Raw genomic sequence first — 19179 nt, forward strand, 5'->3', positions numbered from 1 at the left:
GACGGTCAAGATGGTTCCGACAATAATGGAGACTCTGACAGTGATGCCGATGGTAACGACGGTCAGGATGGTTCCGACAATAACGGAGACTCAGACGGTAATGCCGATGGTAGCGATGGTCAAGGCGGTTCTGACAATAACGGAGACTCAGATGGCGATGCCAATGGCAACAAGCCAGGGGACAACAATGGCAATGGGGGTACGGTGACGGGCCCAGGGACTGGCGGAAATGGTTCTGGAAACAATGGTTCTGACAATGGATCTGAAGAGGGTTCTGGTTCAGGTGATGGTTCTGGGACGGGATCTGGTTCCGATGGTAACGACTCTGATGATGGCAATGGCAGTGATACCGGTAACGGCGGTGACACTGGCAACGAGACTGGTACTAGTGATGGCAATGAAAATGATACCGGTGCCGGTTCAGAAACAGGTTCTGGATCAACGGCCGGTAGCGAATCAGATACAGAAACAGGGTCCACTGGGAACACTGGTGGTTCAACCACGGACACAGGTTCTGGTGACCAATTGGGTACTGGTCAAGGCTCACAATCAGTGGAAACTGACGACGAGGATGAGATTGACAGTCCAGTCTCTGGTAGCGAGTTTGACCATGCCACGACTGGTGGTAATGGGTCGACTGATTTGAGTTATTCAGCGCTGGGTGGTGGATCCGGATCAACGACTGATCGTCTGCCACAGACGGGTGAAGCCCAATCTTCTTGGACTTGGCTAGGCCTGCTGTTAGTCAGTCTGTTTGGGACCGGCTTCATGAAACATAAGCGTCGAGAAGAGTAAGTAACATTAACAACCAACAGAATTGAAGAGAGTCTAGTTCATTGGGAGGGGAGTCCGGCTAACTGACCTGACCAAATGGGATGATGAGACAAAATGGGGATTAATTTCGAAAGTTGAAATTAGTCCCTTTTTATTATTCAATTTATGATTTCCCATAACTCCGTCAATTTTCGAAGGTTCTGCTTTTAAAATTGATAAATTACCCCTTAAGCGGTGTGCGCATGGTATTCTTTTGGCGAAGAAAGTGACTCACTGACGGGTAATTGCGACCCAACATCTTTTGGGGGCGGAGAGGAGCGATTATGAAGAAATTGAAAGTTTGGCTAGGGTTGATAATCGGGATCGTCTTAGGTCTCGGTCAACATGTGATGGGCTATGCGGATTCGGATTATGACAATGCCTTGAAGACCGCTCCGCAAGGGATCTCACTGGAAAATATCTTTACACCTGGAACAACCAGTAACAATACGGCGGCAGTGGTTACGACAACCAATCCGGCAATTACCGGAACTCAGGCAGCCAAGGTTAACAATGGGAAAAACCAATTTGGGGCAATTTGGTCAACCGCCGACAATGTGTTTAATTTAAAAAAGAATGAAACCGCTTCAATGTGGATTTATTTTGGAAATACGGGGAAGAAAGCCGCAGATGGCATGGCACTGGTCTTCCAAAATGATTCTCGCGGACTGAATGCCACCCCAACCTTTGGAAAGACGATCTACGGTGAAACCTTGGGCGTTTGGGGAATTGCCACGGATCGGAAGCAAGCTACTGCGGATAAAATTGCGGCCTCAGCGATTCAAAACAGCTGGGCGTTGGAGTTTGATACACATTTAAATAAATCGACCAGCTACTCGAATGCTGGGGATGCCGATTCCTTTGACGTTGATTTTGACGGTCCTCACTTGGCCAACGGTTATCCCGGGGATGTGGCCACTTATAACATGGTAAAAACATCTCAGTTACTGCCTATTCCCTCATCTGGTTATTACGCGCGTCAACAACATGAAGGGGTTCTGAACGGCGACTATACATTGCTGTCGAACGGGGCCTGGCATCATTTGACGGTGGATTGGAAAGCCGATTCTAAGATTTTAACCTACACGTTTAATGACAAGGACCCGGTGGACGGCACCGACCAACCCGGGGTAAGTGAGCAGGCAACCTTAGATCTCGATAAAATTGATCCGGATCATACCGATCAGATCCAGTGGGGATTTACGGGTGCCACGGGGAGTAGTTATGAAAATAACTTAGTCGTGATGGAAAAGATTCCGGGTCTAGTAGATGCTAAGGCAAGCACAACACTGACGGACAAGGACACCAATCAGGTCATTGATGATGGTGGCATTCTTAAAGGCGGTCACAAGTTCCAACTAGATTACCAGCTCAATTACTTGGATGGAAAACAGTCCTGGAAGGACCTGACCGCCAAAATGAGTCTGCCAACTCATCTGAACTATGACACGGCAAAAATTACCTATTCCGATGGCACCACGAGTAGCCTGAGTTTGAATGGTGTGGTGGATAATCAGATCGAATGGTCACTGCCAACCGCATTGAGTACGGCTAATCCGCGGGCAACCATTACGCTGACGGGGACGGCCGAGGATGTGAAGGGAGCGACTAGCGTGGCGGCTAGTGCGTCTACCTTTAACGCGGTTAACGGGGTTGTCACGACTGATACTTCAGCGTTTACCTTGAATCCAACCCTGGAGTTAAACCTGTTTTCACTCTCTGGATCGAGTGTCCAGATTGAGGTGGGGGCCAGTGCAACTTTTAAGGGTCTGGTGATTATTCCAGAAGGTGTCGACTTGAGCAATGACGATATGACCGTTTCCAGTACTCTCAATGGGGCATCCTTGCCAGACTTTAAGATGCCAACCGGGGATGATGGTCGGTTTGACCTGACCTTGACTCCTGGGCAGCTAAAAGCCGGCAGCAATAGTCTTAAGCTTTGGGTGACGGACCCTTACCAGAACGTCTCCAATGAGGTCACCTATACGATCATCGTTCCTGGCCAACTGACATTTCAGGCGGTGGCCGAGGCCAGTTCGTTTGAAAAGACTTCATTAACTGGGTCGTCCCAGCAGATCAAGCGGACCTCAGATTGGCAAGTTAAGATTCTGGATACCCGTGAGGCGGGTGCCCCTTGGACGTTACAGGTCACCGCAACCCCTTTTGTTTCTTCGGATGGGCGAACGCTTTCCGGTGAACTACGGTATTATGATGAAGATGGGCAGACGGCAATTGGTGGCGATCCCATCACCGTGAGCAATGGGGTCTCCACGGATACGGACGATGTGACGGATGTTGTGGGCAACTGGCAGGATGAATCGGGCCTGCTCCTAGATGTCGACGGTGGTGCGGTCCAAGGTGATTACGAATCGACGATTACTTGGACTCTGAATAATGTTCCCTAGACTAGGGCAAACGCAATGAACGATAAAAATAGCTGTCGTTGGCACACTTAAGCCGACGACAAAAAGGTCCCCACAACATGTTCTTCACGGAACGTGTTGTGGGGACCTTTGCGTTAAACGACACCTATTCTGCGGGTGCGAGTTTTGCAACCTGGGCCTGTGCGGCTTGGGCTAGGATATTTAAGTAGTTGAATGGCCGGTCAAAGTTTGGTTGGAAAAGCATGTCGACCATGGCCAAGTCGTCAATCGTGTTTTCATTTTGGATGCAGACGGAGAGGGTGTTGGCGGATTGTGAGACGTCGTATTTACTCATCAAGGCCCCACCCAGAATCCGGCGGCTATCTGGATCGTAAACCAGTGACATCAGTACGGGTTCAGTCGTTGGCATGAACTCTGGCCGGTAGTTATCCTTAACGATCACCTGTTCGGCATTGACGCCTTGTTGTTTAGCGGCTGCCAGGGTCAGACCAGTGGAAACGATGGTCCGGCCGTAGAGTGCCAATCCGGACGAGGACTGCGTCCCCATGTACTTAACGGTTGGTTTAACCAGGTTCTTACCCACAAGAATCCCTTGACGAACGGCATTCGTTGCCAATGGAATGTAGGCGTTTTGGTGGGTTGGGTTGTAGTGCACGGCGGCACTATCACCAGCGGCAAAAATATCTGGGTTGGATGAACGCATGTAGTCATCGGTAATGATGGCACCATTGGGGGCCATCGTAACTTTACCTTTAAGCAGATCGGTATTTGGCCGGAAACCAATACACAGGATAGCCAAGTCCGTTTGGTAGCTCCCTTTGTCGGTTTGAATGGTCAGGCGGCCATCCTCGGGGGTAAAGCTTTGGACGGTTTCACCGAGGGCTAATTGGACGTGGTTGTCACGGTAGTCCTGTTCGATGACGTTAGTAAATTCGGGATCGAAGTATTTAGGCATGACGCGGTCCATGGCATCAATTAAGGTGACGTCATGACCGGTCGTCGAGTAGGCTTCGGCCAGTTCAGCACCAATGTAGCCGGCCCCGATAACCGTGATATGCTTGGCAGTCTTGGCGTCTTCAATCAGTGCCTGCGCGTGGGCCCAGTTCTTACACAGCTTGACCTGTGGACTGTTAATGCCCGGAATTTTCGGCACGATTGGCCATGATCCAGAAGTCATTACCAGTTTGTCATAGGTGTCGGTTGTTTGTTCATGAGTGGACATGTCTTCGACTGTAACCGTTTTCGATTCAGGGTCGATATTTAAGACGTTGTGGCCCATCTGAACGTTGGCACCGAGTTCTGCCAATTCCTTAGGGCTAGAGTAAAAGAGTCCTTGAGGATCGGCAACCTTGCCGCCCAGGTACAGGGCGATACCGCAGGAAAGAAAGGAGATAACGTCGTTTTTTTCGTAGACAGTCACCTCGGCATCGGGGTTCTCGGCTAAGATCTGTTTAATGGCAAATGTTCCGGCATGGGTACATCCAACTACTGTAACTTTCATGAATAGGGCCTCCCAAATTAGTATTAAAATCATTTGAAGCATTCTTCACAAACTAAATCAAAAAAATAAAACTTGGTTACAACTCTATTTTAGACAACTTGGCTTAAATGTCAACACATTTCAAAATGTGTAACACCTAGAGGACCTGATAAAATCCGTCGGGATCTAGTGTTAACCCCATAAAAGCGGTAAACTATGGGCTATAGACTGTGACGGATCAGGTTACGAAATCGCCATGGTCAGACGATTTAGACATAAGGAGTGGAGTTCGAATGAAAGCAGCAAAGCATCTGACGGCCTGCACCACGGTACTGGTCGGGAAACAAGCAACGGTTGATGGTTCAACCATGATTGCTAGAAATGATGACACCTTCTTGGCGTTGACACCACAACGGTTCTACGTCCATCCGGCGGAACATGATCAGCCAGCCCGGACCTGGGTCTCTAATCAAAATGGGTTCACGGCGCCCATTCCTAGCGATGGTCACCGTTACCTGGCAACCCCTAACGTCGAAACCGATAAGACGGGGGAATACGCTGAGAGTGGGATCAACGATCAGAATGTGGCAATGAGTGCCACTGAAAGTGTCTATGGGAATCCACAGGCACTCGCGTTCGATCCGCTGGTCGCTAACGGTCTGGCTGAAGATTCGCTACAGACTTTAGTCCTACCCTACATTAACTCTGCTCGCGATGGGGTCCGTTACTTGGGTCAGCTCATCAAGCAGTATGGCTCACCTGAAGGCAACGGGGTCTTGTTCTCCGATAACGACGAGGTTTGGTATATGGAAATTGTTACCGGACACCATTGGGTTGCCCAGCGGATTCCGGATGATGCCTATGCCATCGCCGCTAACCAGGTTGCGATTCAACAAGTGGCCTTCGATGACCCCGATAACTTCATGTTCTCTGAAGGTATTCAGGACTTTGTCACGACCAATCATTTGAATCCCGATCAAGATGGCTGGAATTTCCGTCATATTTTCGGAACGAGTACTGAGAAAGACCGGCATTACAACACGCCACGGGTTTGGTATGGTCAACGTTGCTTGAATCCGGAAATTATTCAGGACCCACAATCCAGTGACCTGCCGTTCATTTGTCGGACGAGCCACAAGATTAGTGTGGAAGATGTCGAATATATTCTGAGTTCTCATTACAATGAAACCAAGTACGATCCACTGGGCCCGGGGGATGAAGCTGACCGGCTGAAGTTCCGGCCAATCTCGATGAACCGGACGCAGAACTCTCACGTCTTACAGTTGCGTAACGACGTCCCTAAGGCAAGTTCTGCCATCATGTGGGTCTGCTTCGGTGTGCCAGCCTTCAGTCCCTATGTGCCGTTCTTTGCCAATGCCACCGACACCGATCCTTCTTACAGCCTAACGCCGGTCCATTTGGATGATGTGAGTGCTTACTGGATGTATCGGAAGTTGTCGATGATTGTGGAATCTCACTACGTTGACTTCATCGAACAGGACACGGATTATGTGACCGCTGCTAAAGAAACACTGCGGACACACGTGGCCAAGGCGTTGAAGGGCGCTCAAAACTTCGAAGGGGACGACTTAACGGCTTACCTGACGACGCAAAACCACCGTGTGACGGAAATCATGCGGGCAACAACGACGAAATTCACCAACGATTTGATTGAGAAGGGCCTGACGCTTTCTCGATTGACGTTTAACATGGATAAGAACTTATAATGTGAGTTATTTAATAGGTGGCCTGACAAATTGCCGGGCCGCCTATTTTCGATCTGAACTTATTAGTCAATATAGCTAATTGCAAAAAAAACTCCGTCGAATCGCTGAGATTTTACGGAGTTAACTTTAGGCTATAAGTTAAAGGGTTGCAATCGGAGTTAACCGAACGTAACGGGCATTGATGTAGGCTTCCGGTCCAATCTGATACCAGACCAGTTGCTGATCATCGATGATGCGTCCCCGGATGTCGAGGGGGTCGCCGTGGTCAATCTGACCAGCCGTCTCGCCGTATGGCTCACGGTAGATAGAGACTGCCGAGCCAGGAACGTAATCGACGGTCCCCATGCGGTCAAACGGTTCAGGTTGCCAGCGCGATACCGGTGGCAGGGCTGGTTGAACGACTTGATGGTCGCGGCGAACGGTTTGTTCTGCAGCCAGCCACTGATTTCCTCCGAAGTTATACCAGATGTCGCCGTTGGTCAGGGTGACCACCATGAAGAGACGCCATAGCGAGTCGGCTGGAAACTGATAGTTGTAGGCTAAGCCCGCTGGCTCATCATATACCTGGTGGTCGGCCTGTAGAAAGACGTACTGATGAACACGCTGGACCATTTGCCAGGCATCCCGGCGGTAGTAGTAGACCACCATGGCCGGGGTGTCAGTGAATCGCCCACGCTGCGGTCCCTGGGCCTGGAAAATATGGTAGCCAGAGATGTTGGGCGGTGTCAGGGTGTAGGAGGTTGCCAGTCCGCCCCGATGAATCTGGGGGAGCTCCAGTAAACGACCAGAATCAAAGTCTACCAGATAGGCGATCACGGGTTGGCCAAGTCGGCGCCGGTAAATGACGGTCGTTAGCCCATATTCGCTGATGAAGTCTTGGGTGAACCCTTCGATTCGTAACAGGGCATAGCCGGTGATGTCAGGGAAATGGTAATGAATCGGCTCACCCTGATGGCCCGTCATGACGAGGGCTGGTTGTAAGGGACGATCACTTTCATCCACTAAGCGAACCACTAAGGTTGCCGCTGGTCCTAATGGGGCCGGTTTAGGCTGTACCTGAGGTTTTGACGGGCGTGGGGGAATCGGGGGCTGCGGTGGCGTGACTGGTGACTCGGCCCGAGTAAGGGGCGCTGAAGGCAGACGTCGAGTGGGTGACACCGGTTGCGGTTGTCGCCGTCGGGGTTTGGGTTCGATGAGTCGTTTGATCCAGTCAAAAAAAGCCATACTAGTCACCTCCAGAAGTTTCCTTTAAAATCTAGTATACCATTTTTAGGTGATGCCCAATAACTGAAATTGTAACGGGTTACAGTCAGGCAAATCAGGCAAAAAAAGAGATCTACGACTAGGTCGCAGATCTCTTAGCAAACTTAAGCTTTCGTAGAAGTTGAATCGGTCGAGGATGTGGTGTCGGCATCATTGTCGGCAGCCAGTGTGATCTTGTCGTCTTCAATCCGTGCCACGAGATTCTTAACATCGGCGTGGTCCAGGTAGAAGTCGGCGATCCGGTCTTCAATCTCTTCTTGGATGACCCGCCGCAGTGGACGAGCCCCCATAGCAGGATTGTAACCCTTCTTAACCAGTTGTTCCTCGACGGGCTTCGTGACGTGGATGTGGAGGCCTTGGCCAGCGAGCATCTGATTAACGTCACCAATCATGAGATCCACAATCTGCATCAAGTTGTCCTTGCTCAGAGAGTTGAACTCAATAATATCGTCGAAACGGTTGAGAAATTCTGGCTTGAAGTAGTTGGTCAGATTGCCCAATACGGAATGCGTCGTGCCATTAGCGGCAGCACCAAAACCAACGTTGGCTTCAGCGTCCCCGGTTCCGGCATTACTGGTCATGATGATCAGGGTATCCTTGAAGGATACGGTTCTCCCTTGGGAATCAGTCAGGCGGCCGTCGTCAAGAATCTGTAAGAACATATTCATAACGTCGGGATGCGCCTTTTCGATTTCGTCCAGCAGAATCAACGTGTAAGGGTGACGACGAACCTGTTCCGTTAATTGACCAGCTTCCTCGTATCCAACGTAGCCAGGTGGAGACCCGATTAACTTAGAAATGGAATGTGGTTCCATGTACTCAGACATGTCGAAACGCACCATCGCATCCGTTGAGCCAAAGAGTTCATTGGCCAATTGCTTGGCTAACTCCGTCTTCCCGACACCGGTAGGACCTACGAAGAGGAACGAACCAATCGGCCGTCCAGTTCCGTTTAACCCAATCCGGTTACGCCGGATAGCCCGAGCGACCTTATCGACCGCTTCATTTTGGCCAATGACGTGTTTCTCTAGGTCAGTTCCCAAGCTCTTGAGTTGATGTTGTTCCTTAGCTTGGAGTTCACCAACGGGGATGCTAGTCTTTTCTTCCACGATGTCTTGCATATCCTTAACCGTGACTTCAACCGAAGTGTTCGAATCAGCCGTTGTTGCTGATTCCTTAGACTTTTCGAGTTTAGTCACTTGGTCGCGGTAGTAGGCAGCCTTTTCATAGTCTTCCTGCTTCAAGGCATCTTGCTTCTGTCCTTCGGCGGACTTGATCTTTTCATCAATCGCCTTAGGATCCGCCACGTTAATTGTCAGATTCTTTCGAGATCCGGCTTCGTCCAACAGGTCAATCGCCTTGTCGGGCAAGAAACGGTCCTGAATATAACGGTCTGACAGCCGAACAGCGGCCTCGATGGCGTCGTCCGTGTAGTGAACGTGGTGGTAATCTTCATATTTCTTTTGAATCCCTTTAAGAATCTTCACGGCCTCGTCGGCACTGGGTTCGTCAACCGTAACGGGTTGGAACCGCCGTGCTAACGCTTGGTCCTTTTCAATATCACGGTACTCACTTAACGTGGTAGCCCCGATCAATTGGAAATCACCACGGGCGAGGGCGGGCTTCAAAACATTCCCGGCGTCCATGCCACCTTCGGCATTTCCAGCACCCATGATTTCGTGAATTTCATCGATGAAGAGGATGATGTCCGGGTTGGACTGAACCTCTTTCATCAATTGCTGCATCCGTTGTTCAAATTGACCACGAATTCCGGTCCCTTGAACTAAGGACACGACATCTAAGCGGATAATTTGTTTGTTGGCGAGCTTTTGAGGAACGTTGCCTTCGACAATCCGTTCCGCAAGGCCTTCAACGACGGCCGTCTTCCCAACACCGGCTTCCCCGATGAGAACGGGGTTGTTCTTAGTTCGCCGGTTTAAGATTTCGATGACTTGTGCCGTTTCCTTGTCCCGACCAATGACGGGGTCAACCTTGCCATCCTTAGCCAGTTGCGTGAGGTTCAGACCGTACTGATTGAGTAGGCCATTGCCAGAGCCCTGGTTCCCAGATGGTTGGGTTGGCCGGCTGCCTTGACCGGAAGCTTGACGATAATCTGAAGGATTACCGTTGCCGTTACCGCCTTGCATGGCCCGGAAAATATCATCCAGGTTACCAAAGCCGAATGGATCTTGTGCCATACGGCCACCTCCATTTCCAGAATCGTTTGATTGTTGCTGTTTCAGCAGCTGGTAACAATTTTGGCATAGGTCAACTTGTTGCCGCTGCCCATTTACACTCATGTAAAGGTGAATCGTTGCTTCATTGCGGTGGCAATTTTGACATAGCATCTTGTCGTCTCCTTTCTTGCCTGGAGTTCTCGTGGGAAGTCCCACGGGTCAGTTAAAAGGCTTTGACCTTTCTTGACCATTGACCACATTATACCGCGTTGATTAGGGGGTGCAAGTATTTTGTTTCACCCAGTAACCGCGTGGTACGAGGGATTACCTCACGAACGCCTTTTATTTTAGCACTCTCTCCCATAGAATGCTAAAATCAGTCTCGGAAATTAAAAATTTCTTTTGACGTAGCCCAGAATGCACCGTAGAATATATAGGAAACAACGAAGTGGGGGTGGCAATATGGCGGAAGATTTCACGGATTTATTGAATCAGCTCAAAGATAGTAAGATTGACCAATTTGAAGTGACGCCAGCGAACTTCCCGGCCTTTCAGAAAGCGTTTATGGCTTTTGATACCCGTAAACGGGTGGTTGGCCAAGCTCACAAAGACGGAAAACTCATCTATCATTATGATCATGATGCCGGAAATAACGGCGAATGACGTTTTTTTTATGTAAGCGGTTCACTAACAACTTGTAATTTAGTGGCTAGATTGATATTCTTAGTAGGTAGGCATGACTCGTTCAATGGTTGTTTGACCACTGCGCAAGGTCAAGGCGAGCCATCGTCAATAAGAAGTCAACCTAAGCTTAAAGGAGATCGATCAATTATGGAAAAACGCGAATTTCATGTAACATCCGAAACTGGTATCCATGCCCGTCCTGCAACCTTATTAGTTCAGGCAGCTAGCAAGTACACCTCAGAGGTTAGCTTGCAGTACCAAGACAAGTCCGTTAACTTAAAGTCTATCATGGGTGTGATGTCATTAGGTGTTGGCCAAAACGCTGACATTACGATCACTACCGATGGTGACGACGAAGCCGACGCAATGAAGGCTGTTGCAGATACCATGGTTAAAGAGGGTTTATCTAAATAATGAAGACGATGCTCAAGGGGATCGCTGCGAGTGATGGGATAACCTGTGGCCGAGTTTTTCGGCTGGTTGACCCGCAACTTGAGATTCATCAGCGGTCAATTCAAAATCTTGATAATGAGATAGAGCGATTCCATCAGGCCCTTGTAGCAGCCGCCTCGGACATTGAGACGATAAAAACTCGTGTAAATAAAAACCTGGGTGCGGATCGTGCCCAGGTTTTTATTGCGCAAATGGCGATGGTTAGGGACGCCGAGCTGGTCGATCCAGTCACGGCGCTTATCCAGGAAAAACGGATCAATGCCGAGGCCGCGCTACTTGCGGTTACCCACGATGCCGAGCAACGGCTGACGAGTCTGCAAAATAATCCGTACTTGCAACAACGCCTGGCAACGTATCGGGCGGTGACGAAACGCGTAACAGCCAAGCTACTTGGCGTGGACTTACCTGATCTGGCCTTAGTGACCGATCCGGTGGTCGTCGTGGCCCATGATCTAGTTGCTAGTGAAACCATTGCGGTCAATCCGAAACAAGTCCTGGGTTTCATCACCGATACCGGTGGGCGGACCTCACATTCGTCGATCTTGGCACGGTCATTGAATCTGCCAGCCGTCGTGGGGACTCAGGTGGCGACCCAGCAACTGGGGAATGGCGACATGGTCATCGTTAATGGGTCCCAGGGTAACGTTGTGGTGGCTCCAGATGAAGAAGAAATCGCGACGGCTAAACGAGAAATGACCGAGCGACAGAAGAATCAAGAACGTTTGGCCGGTATTCGTCATCACGGGACCGTCTCCAAGGATGGGGTCGGGGTGACGCTCGCGGCGAACATGGGCACCGTTGCCGATTTGCCACGAGTTGAAGCTGGCGGGGCCGAGGCCATTGGCCTGTTACGGACCGAATTCATGTACCTCGATGCCCACCACCTCCCTTCGGAGGATGAACAGTTCACGATTTACCGACAGATCTTGACGACCATGGCACCGCGACCGGTGGTCATCCGGACCTTGGATGTTGGTGGGGACAAGCCGTTACCCTATCGCCCAGCTCAGGATGAAGCCAATCCCTTTATGGGCTCGCGGGCCATTCGTCAGAGCTTGGCTCACCAACAAGTCTTTCGTAGCCAATTACGGGCATTGATTCGAGCCTCGGCTTACGGTAAATTACGAATTATGTTTCCCATGATTACTACGCTCGATGAGCTTCGCCAGGCCAAGGCCATTTATGCCGATGAGCGGGCCAAACTCACCACGGCCAGAGTGGCCATGGGAAAAATTGAAGTGGGGATGATGGTGGAAGTTCCCGCCGCAGCCTTACTTGCCGACCGATTTGCCGCCGAAGTGGACTTCATGAGTATCGGGACAAACGATCTTATTGGCTATACCTTGGCGGCCGATCGCACCAATCAAGACGTGGCCTATCTGTATCAACCGTATCATCCGGCCGTTTTGCGGTTGGTGGACCAAGTCATTTCGGCTGCCCACGCTGCGGGGATTCCTATCGCGATGTGCGGTGAAATGGCGGGAGACCCCATTGCAGTACCACTATTGCTGGGAATGGGCTTAGATGAGTTCTCAATGGCGCCTAACGCCATCTTGAAGACTCGCGAGCTCATTAGTCAGTTGGATGCCCACGAGCTCACGTCATTGGCGGAGACGGCGGTTAATTCGGCTAGCACCAGCCAGGAGGTCATCACGATGGTTCAAGCCGCCGTGCCTGACGTTCTGGAATAGGCTTTTAAATCGAAACTATCACGAAGAGACGGGACCAGCTGTAAAGGCTTAGGAGACCGTCTCTTTAATTTTGTTTTGCGATTGGGGCTGAGGTTTGCAATCCCCTAGTCAAACCCATATAATTGTGATGATTGTATTTAGTACTGTTAGAAAAGGTTTAGCCAAACGCAGACGCAAGGGGGATTGGCGATGAATATTGGCTTATTTACGGATACCTATTTCCCTCAAGTGAGTGGGGTGGCAACGTCGATCAAGACGTTGCGCGATCAACTAGAAAAACAGGGCCATCAGGTGTATATCTTTACCACGACTGATCCACACGTCGAACGGAATGTTTATGAACGAAATGTCTTTCGGTTTTCAAGCATTCCGTTCGTTTCGTTTACAGACAGGCGAATTGCGGTACGGGGGTTGTTTCAGGCCTACCAGATTGCTAAGGAACTGAACTTAGACATCGTGCACACTCAGACAGAGTTCTCGATGGGGTGGATTGGTAAGTTTGTGGCCCGTAACTTGGAAATTCCTTGCCTACATACCTATCACACCATGTATGAAGATTACCTTCACTATGTGGCCAATGGTAAGATTTTAAAACCGGTGCACGTGAAACAGGCGACGCTGGCCTTTTGCTATCATCTGACTGGGGTGGTTGCACCGAGTGATCGGGTGTTGACGACCTTAACTGATTATGGGGTTAAAGCGCCGATTCGGATTATTCCGACTGGGGTAAATCTTCATCAATATGAGCAACCAGATACGGCTAATCTTCGGCGCCAATTAGGCTATGATGCCGATACGCCGGTAATCCTGTCGTTGAGTCGTTTGGCTTATGAGAAGAATATCAAGGCCAGTATTGCGGCTATGCCCCGAATCTTGGCGCAGGTTCCTAAAGCCCAGCTTTTGATTGTCGGGGATGGCCCGGCCAAAGCAGATCTGGAGCAACAGGCGCAGGATGCGGGCTTGATGGATCATATTACCTTTACCGGTGAAATTGACAATGATAAAGTGTTCCACTATTACCACATGGCAAACGTTTTTCTCTCGTCCTCCGATTCAGAATCGCAGGGGTTGACCTACATTGAAGCCATGGCCGCTGGGACGAAGATTGTGGTCATGACCAGCCCCTATACTGATGACTTACTGTCAGACCGGACACTGGGTGTGACCTTCTCGACAGAGGATCAGATGGTGGCCAACGTGGTCGATTACTTGCAACATGGGGATGAGGAACAGAATCCAGAACTGTTGGCCCGCAAGCTAGCAGAAATCTCCGCCGATACTTTTGGTCAACGGGTCATTGCCTTTTATCAGGACGCCCAGGCCAGTTACGAAGAGGCGCATGAGGATACGCCAGATTTTAGTGATTGATTAAGGGAGTTATTTGATGCTTAAAATTAATATGTTCTCCACAGCCGATTCCGTTAAGGGGCAGGGCGTGGGGAGTGCCTACAATGAACTAATGAACCTACTTAAGACCCGGTTACATGATGAGTTTCAGGTGACGGTTAATAAATACAGTCGGGTGGACGTGACCCACTACCACACGATTAACCCGACGTACTATCTGTCGACTTTTCTGCCTGGCCGGGGCCGCAAGATCGGGTACGTTCATTTCTTACCGGAGACGCTTGAGGGAAGCTTGAAGATTCCACAACCTTTCCGGGCAATCTTCTATAAATATGTCATTGCATTTTATAAGCGGATGGACCACATTGTGGTGGTCAACCCGACTTTTATTCCTAAGTTAGTGGCATACGGGATTCCTGCAGAGCGGGTGACCTACATTCCTAACTTTGTGAGCCGTAAGGAATTTTACCCGGTGGATCACGACCGACAGATGGCTTTACGGCAGCAGTACGGTTATGATGAGCAGAAATTTACGGTGCTGGGTATCGGTCAGATTCAGGAACGCAAGGGACTCTTTGACTTTATTAAATTGGCGAAGAACAATCCCTCAATTCAATTCATCTGGGCCGGGGGATTCTCATTCGGCCGGATGACGGATGGGTACGCGGCTCTAAAGAAGGTCGTTGATGATCCACCAGCTAATCTGAGCTTTCCAGGAATTGTCGATCGCAATAAGCTCGTCGAGTACTACAACATGGCAGATCTTTTCTTGCTACCATCGTTCAACGAACTTTTTCCCATGTCGGTTTTAGAAGCCTTTAGTACGGGAACACCGGTATTACTGCGTGATTTGGACCTGTATCAGGCGATCATCGCGGGAGACTATCAACCGGCTAAGGATTATGACGAGATGAATCAGCAGCTCCATGACCTGCCACAGAACCCGGTGGCCATGGAACACTGGCATCAGCAAAGTCTAGCGGCGGCGGAACGATACTCCGAGGCCCATTTAACGGAGATCTGGCGGCAGTTTTATCAGCAGCAAGCAAAAGTGAGGTAGTGGCATGTCCCGTCGAAATAAGTGGGTCTTAACGATTATGTTTCTGGTGGGGATTGCGATCTTCACCTATTCACTCCGGGACATTAAGTTTTCTGTCCTCGTGAACGACTTCGTTCACATTAACTTTTGGTGGTTTGGGATAGCTGTGGCCTGCATGGTTATCTATCTGGGGCTAGAGGCTTGGATTGTGAAGGTCTTTATCTCTGATCGAATCACCGGTTTCACCTTTAAGGATGCGCTACGGATTCCAATGGTGGAACAACTCTTTAACGGAATCACTCCGTTTTCTTCGGGTGGTCAACCCGCGCAACTCATTGCTTTGATGCAAACGGGGATCGATGCGGGGAAGGCCAGTTCGATTCTATTGATGAAGTTCGTGGTTTATCAATCGATGATTGTTGTTAACTTTTTAATTGCACTCGTGATTGGTTTTAATCAAATTCAAGATAAGTTACACGCCCTGGTCTGGCTGGTGGTCTTTGGTTTCTGTATTCATTTGGCCGTTATTGTAGGCCTATTGATGGTGATGTTCTGGTATAACTTTACCAAGAAGATGGTGACGTTGGTGCTCTATCCGGTGAAGTGGTTTGTGAAGCCGGCGCGTTATGAGCGGATGTCACGTAACATCAATGGTAAGATCGATTCCTTCTACGCCGAGAGTGTTCGGATTAGCGGAAAGGGAAAGCTGATGCTTCGGGTCTTTGTGATCACGTTCTTTCAGTTGGCCTTTTACTATCTAATTCCATACTTTATCATGTTGGCCCTCGGCTACACATCGGCAAATATCATTATGGTGACCAGTTTTCACGTTCTGATCGTCATGGTCATTTCACTTTTTCCAATCCCCGGTGGGGCCGGTGGGGCGGAGTATAGTTTCGAAATGATCTTTCGGAGCTACATTTCGTCGAACAGCAAGTTAGTTCTGGCCATGATTCTCTGGCGACTGTTGACCTACTATTTCGGAATGTTGGCTGGTTTAGTGGCGATGGTTATTCGCCCAGATCGGGTCATAGAAGAATCGGATTCGTGAAATGAATGAGTTTTTCTTGATTTGGGCGTGTCATCTGGGCCTAAGTTTGGTAAAATCATTAGTGGAAAGCTAGAAAGGGGACCAATCATGGAAGAATCTCAACTGATTGGCATCATCAATCGCTTAAAGGCGATGCAAGAGGATGCTACCGACGAGCCACAGCCCCGTCGTTTTGAAAAGGAAGGCGTTGAGCAGGCAACGGTTGTCTTTAACCAAGCTACTCACACTTACACGTTAACCGAACATAATCCGGAAACGACTTTTGAATTTGATAACATCGATTTGGTGGCTATCGAATTATTTGATTTACTGACGGATAACTAACAAAACTATGGGTGCCATAGTTTTGTTTTTTTATTATATCGGGAAAAGATTGAATTTTTCCAAAGGTTCCTTAATCAGATTGATTACCCGATAATATCAGCTATACTTGAGTGATGTTAATTATTATGTGGAGGCAGTCTCATGGCGAACTTTTTTAAGCGGAAGACGAATTGGCTAAATACCCGTATGGGCTTTTTCCTGTTAATCGTCGTTTTATTTTGGGTAAAAACATACATTGCCTATCAGACTGAGTTTACCTTAGGTGCTAAGGGCAGTGTGCAACAGTTTTTACTACTAATTAACCCACTACCGGCCGCCCTGTTGGTATTCGGGATTGCCCTGTATTTCCGGGGCAGGTTAGCCTACTGGCTAATGCTGATTATCGACGTGCTAGAATCCACTTGGATTTTTGCAAACGTTGTGTATTACAGAGAGTTCTCTGACTTTCTGTCATTTGGGATCATGAAGGGTTCGAGTGATGTTGGTAACAACCTGGGTAAGAGTCTAGCTCAGATTACCCATCTGTATGATTTCTTCGTTTACGTTGATATTATCGTGTTAATCATCCTACTAGTGACACATGTCATTCGAATTGATCCACGACCGTTCAAACGGCGGTATGCGTTGTCAATTACGGTGTTGTCCTTTGGGTTAATGTTTGCTGAGTTTGGGATGGCGAATGCGGACCGGTCTGGATTATTGACGCGGACCTTCGATAACAACTATATCGTCAAGTACTTGGGACTTAACGAGTATGCGGCATTTAATGCTTACCAGACTCAGAAGGAAAGTGCGACGCGAGCTAGCGCTAATGCTTCAGACATGAAGAGTGTGTTGAAGTATTTAAAGCAGAATCGGGTTAGTCCGAATGTTTCTTATTACGGTAAAGAGAAGGGTAAGAACGTCTTCATTATTCACTTGGAGAGTTTCCAGCAGTTCTTGATTGACTACAAGGTGGATGGCAAAGAGGTTACCCCTACTCTGAACGCGTTCTATCATAATGACAATACGTTGTCGTTTGATAACTTCTATAACCAGGTGGCGCAAGGGAAGACCTCCGATGCTGAAATGATGCTTGAGAATTCCTTATTTGGGTTACCACAGGGGTCGGCGATGACGACTTATGGGACGCAGAATACGTTCCAGGCGGCACCAGCGATCCTGAGTCAAGAGGCTGGCTACAGTTCCGCAGCGTTCCATGGGGATGTGCCAAGTTTCTGGAACCGGGATAACACGTACAAGTCCTGGGGTTACCAGTACTTCTTTAGCTCCAGTGCGTATACAGAGAAGCCTGGCTACAGTGTCGGTTATGGGTTGAAGGATAAGATCTTCTTCAAGCAGTCGGCTAAGTACATCGAACAGTTACCACAACCGTTCTATGCTAAGCTAATTACACTGACTAACCATTACCCCTACGAGTTAGATAAGAAGAATACGGACTTCCCAGCGACGAAGACGGGTGATAAGACCGTGGACCCTTATGTTCAAACGGCCCACTACCTTGATCAGTCGTTTGCGGAATTCATGACCTACCTGAAGAAGGTGGGACTGTACAAGAATAGTGTGATCGTAGCCTATGGGGACCATTATGGGATTTCTAACAACCATCGCCCGGCGATTGCGCAACTGCTGGGTAAGGATAAGATTACCAGTTATGATCTGACGCAGTTCCAGAAGGTCCCTTTCATGGTTCACGCAGATGGCTTGAAGGGGGGCATCAATCACACCTATGGCGGCGAAATTGATGTCTTACCTACACTGTTAGACCTCTTAGGGGTTAAGAACCAGGATACGATTCAGTTTGGTCAGGATCTCTTGGCTAAGAATCGAAACCAGACGGTGGCCTTTCGTAATGGAAACTTTGTCTCACCGAAGTATATGAAGGTGGGGGGGACCGTCTATGATACGAAGACGGGGAAAGTCCTCACACTGACGGCGGCACAGAAGAAAGAAGTTGACCAGCTACAGAACCATGTGACAACGGAGCTCTCTCTGTCTGATCGGGTGATCTATGGTGATCTCTTGCGTTTCTATGCGCCAAAGAACTTCAAAAAGGTGGATAAGGCGTCCTTTACCTACAAGTACACCCCAGCAATGGAGAAGTTGGCAGAGGCACAAAAGGAAGAGAAGACCAGTGTTCTGTCTAAGAATGATGGTAAGAGTACCGTCTCGGACTATAAGACCGATGCCCCAGAACTAAAATAGTATGAGGAAATGCGTTCAGACCACTATGGTGTGAGCGCATTTTTTTGTACCATAAACCGTTCTTCTGGGATTCGCAGGGGGCGGAGGAAACATTTTTGGTAAATATGCATTTAGGGGTTGACCGGTGTGGCTGTTATTGGTAAACTACTTTCTGTTGTCAATTTATGAATGTTCTGTTGCGACGGCGAGAAACACCGGCTAGATTAATTATTAAAAAGGCTTGACGGTCAGTTTAATTATTGATATAGTAGTAACCGTTGTTAAGAATATTTATTCAATCAGGGACGAATATCCCAATATTTATTCAGTCAAATGTTTAAATAAATTGTTGACAGTGTTTTGACAGCATGATATACTTTAAAAGTTGTCACGGAGTTGGTTATCCGCGACAAGGTAGACCTTTGAAAACTGAACATTGTTTCGACAAACCAAATATGTGTAGGGCGGTTTGATATTTATATCAGACCCAAACAATATTTGCGAAGTCAATTCGCTTTTATAAAAAAGTAACAACAATCGATGAGCTATTCAAGCCATCATC

At 48.8% G+C, this 19179-nt stretch carries 14 protein-coding genes; 11 read left to right on the forward strand and 3 right to left on the reverse strand.

The window, feature by feature from the left end:
* Both EKM70_RS10010 and EKM70_RS10015 read left to right on the forward strand, forming a co-directional pair.
* Positions 1 to 795: LPXTG cell wall anchor domain-containing protein (locus tag EKM70_RS10010; protein ID WP_164506375.1), on the forward strand; the 795-nt coding region annotated here is incomplete at its 5' end.
* Between the two features lie 302 nt (positions 796 to 1097).
* A complete protein-coding gene (locus EKM70_RS10015) occupies positions 1098 to 3218 on the forward strand; it encodes an L-type lectin family protein (RefSeq protein WP_125547509.1) in 2121 nt (706 codons plus the stop codon).
* Between the two features lie 124 nt (positions 3219 to 3342).
* On the opposite strand, the gene EKM70_RS10020 is transcribed toward EKM70_RS10015, so the two are convergent.
* Positions 3343 to 4698, reverse strand: a complete 1356-nt coding sequence (locus tag EKM70_RS10020; protein WP_125547511.1) for an FAD-dependent oxidoreductase — start codon at positions 4696 to 4698, stop codon at positions 3343 to 3345.
* A 272-nt stretch (positions 4699 to 4970) separates the two neighbouring features.
* On the opposite strand from EKM70_RS10020, the gene EKM70_RS10025 reads away from it, so the two are divergent.
* The gene (locus EKM70_RS10025; protein WP_125547513.1) at positions 4971 to 6404 is read left to right on the forward strand and encodes a C69 family dipeptidase; all 1434 of its coding nucleotides are present in this window, start codon (positions 4971 to 4973) and stop codon (positions 6402 to 6404) included.
* 138 nt (positions 6405 to 6542) lie between these two features.
* Here EKM70_RS10025 and EKM70_RS10030 read toward each other — a convergent pair whose 3' ends face one another.
* Both EKM70_RS10030 and EKM70_RS10035 read right to left on the reverse strand, forming a co-directional pair.
* The gene (locus EKM70_RS10030) at positions 6543 to 7628 is read right to left on the reverse strand and encodes a MucBP domain-containing protein (RefSeq protein WP_125547515.1); all 1086 of its coding nucleotides are present in this window, start codon (positions 7626 to 7628) and stop codon (positions 6543 to 6545) included.
* Positions 7629 to 7771: 143 nt separating this feature from the next.
* Positions 7772 to 10015, reverse strand: coding sequence for an ATP-dependent Clp protease ATP-binding subunit (locus EKM70_RS10035; RefSeq protein WP_125547516.1), 2244 nt, complete (start codon positions 10013 to 10015; stop codon positions 7772 to 7774).
* 291 nt (positions 10016 to 10306) lie between these two features.
* Here EKM70_RS10035 and EKM70_RS10040 point away from each other — a divergent pair, with 291 nt between their 5' ends.
* The 8 genes from EKM70_RS10040 (at position 10307) to EKM70_RS10075 (ending at position 18638) form a co-directional block, all read left to right on the forward strand.
* On the forward strand, positions 10307 to 10507 hold the full coding sequence (locus EKM70_RS10040) for a hypothetical protein (protein ID WP_125547518.1): 201 nt from the start codon (positions 10307 to 10309) through the stop codon (positions 10505 to 10507).
* A 168-nt stretch (positions 10508 to 10675) separates the two neighbouring features.
* A complete protein-coding gene (locus tag EKM70_RS10045) occupies positions 10676 to 10942 on the forward strand; it encodes a phosphocarrier protein HPr (protein WP_057879076.1) in 267 nt (88 codons plus the stop codon).
* Positions 10942 to 12672: a phosphoenolpyruvate--protein phosphotransferase gene (gene ptsP, locus EKM70_RS10050; RefSeq protein ID WP_125547520.1), complete on the forward strand. Its 1731-nt coding sequence runs from the start codon at positions 10942 to 10944 to the stop codon at positions 12670 to 12672. Before EKM70_RS10045 ends, ptsP begins: the two co-directional genes overlap by 1 nt.
* Positions 12673 to 12861: 189 nt before the next feature.
* Positions 12862 to 14040 (forward strand): glycosyltransferase family 4 protein, encoded by a 1179-nt coding sequence (locus tag EKM70_RS10055; RefSeq protein ID WP_125547522.1) that lies wholly within the window; start codon positions 12862 to 12864, stop codon positions 14038 to 14040.
* Between the two features lie 16 nt (positions 14041 to 14056).
* Complete coding sequence (locus EKM70_RS10060) at positions 14057 to 15079, forward strand: glycosyltransferase family 4 protein (RefSeq protein WP_125547524.1); 1023 nt, start codon at positions 14057 to 14059, stop codon at positions 15077 to 15079.
* A gap of 4 nt (positions 15080 to 15083) precedes the next feature.
* Positions 15084 to 16109, forward strand: coding sequence for a lysylphosphatidylglycerol synthase transmembrane domain-containing protein (locus tag EKM70_RS10065; protein WP_125547526.1), 1026 nt, complete (start codon positions 15084 to 15086; stop codon positions 16107 to 16109).
* Between the two features lie 87 nt (positions 16110 to 16196).
* Positions 16197 to 16433 (forward strand): YkuJ family protein, encoded by a 237-nt coding sequence (locus tag EKM70_RS10070; protein ID WP_020089680.1) that lies wholly within the window; start codon positions 16197 to 16199, stop codon positions 16431 to 16433.
* Between the two features lie 141 nt (positions 16434 to 16574).
* A complete protein-coding gene (locus tag EKM70_RS10075) occupies positions 16575 to 18638 on the forward strand; it encodes an LTA synthase family protein (protein ID WP_125547528.1) in 2064 nt (687 codons plus the stop codon).
* Positions 18639 to 19179 lie beyond the last annotated feature (541 nt).

The sequence above is a fragment of the Levilactobacillus lindianensis genome (assembly GCF_003946095.1).
GTDB lineage: Bacteria > Bacillota > Bacilli > Lactobacillales > Lactobacillaceae > Levilactobacillus > Levilactobacillus lindianensis.

Coding starts and splice junctions, on each gene's coding strand:
- EKM70_RS10060 (WP_125547524.1), top strand. CDS start 14,057: ATGCTTAAAATTAATATGTTCTCCACAGCCGATTCCGTTAAGGGGCAG.
- EKM70_RS10045 (WP_057879076.1), top strand. CDS start 10,676: ATGGAAAAACGCGAATTTCATGTAACATCCGAAACTGGTATCCATGCC.
- ptsP (WP_125547520.1), top strand. CDS start 10,942: ATGAAGACGATGCTCAAGGGGATCGCTGCGAGTGATGGGATAACCTGT.
- EKM70_RS10070 (WP_020089680.1), top strand. CDS start 16,197: ATGGAAGAATCTCAACTGATTGGCATCATCAATCGCTTAAAGGCGATG.
- EKM70_RS10055 (WP_125547522.1), top strand. CDS start 12,862: ATGAATATTGGCTTATTTACGGATACCTATTTCCCTCAAGTGAGTGGG.
- EKM70_RS10035 (WP_125547516.1), bottom strand. CDS start 10,015: ATGCTATGTCAAAATTGCCACCGCAATGAAGCAACGATTCACCTTTAC.
- EKM70_RS10020 (WP_125547511.1), bottom strand. CDS start 4,698: ATGAAAGTTACAGTAGTTGGATGTACCCATGCCGGAACATTTGCCATT.
- EKM70_RS10030 (WP_125547515.1), bottom strand. CDS start 7,628: ATGGCTTTTTTTGACTGGATCAAACGACTCATCGAACCCAAACCCCGA.
- EKM70_RS10040 (WP_125547518.1), top strand. CDS start 10,307: ATGGCGGAAGATTTCACGGATTTATTGAATCAGCTCAAAGATAGTAAG.
- EKM70_RS10015 (WP_125547509.1), top strand. CDS start 1,098: ATGAAGAAATTGAAAGTTTGGCTAGGGTTGATAATCGGGATCGTCTTA.
- EKM70_RS10025 (WP_125547513.1), top strand. CDS start 4,971: ATGAAAGCAGCAAAGCATCTGACGGCCTGCACCACGGTACTGGTCGGG.
- EKM70_RS10065 (WP_125547526.1), top strand. CDS start 15,084: ATGTCCCGTCGAAATAAGTGGGTCTTAACGATTATGTTTCTGGTGGGG.
- EKM70_RS10075 (WP_125547528.1), top strand. CDS start 16,575: ATGGCGAACTTTTTTAAGCGGAAGACGAATTGGCTAAATACCCGTATG.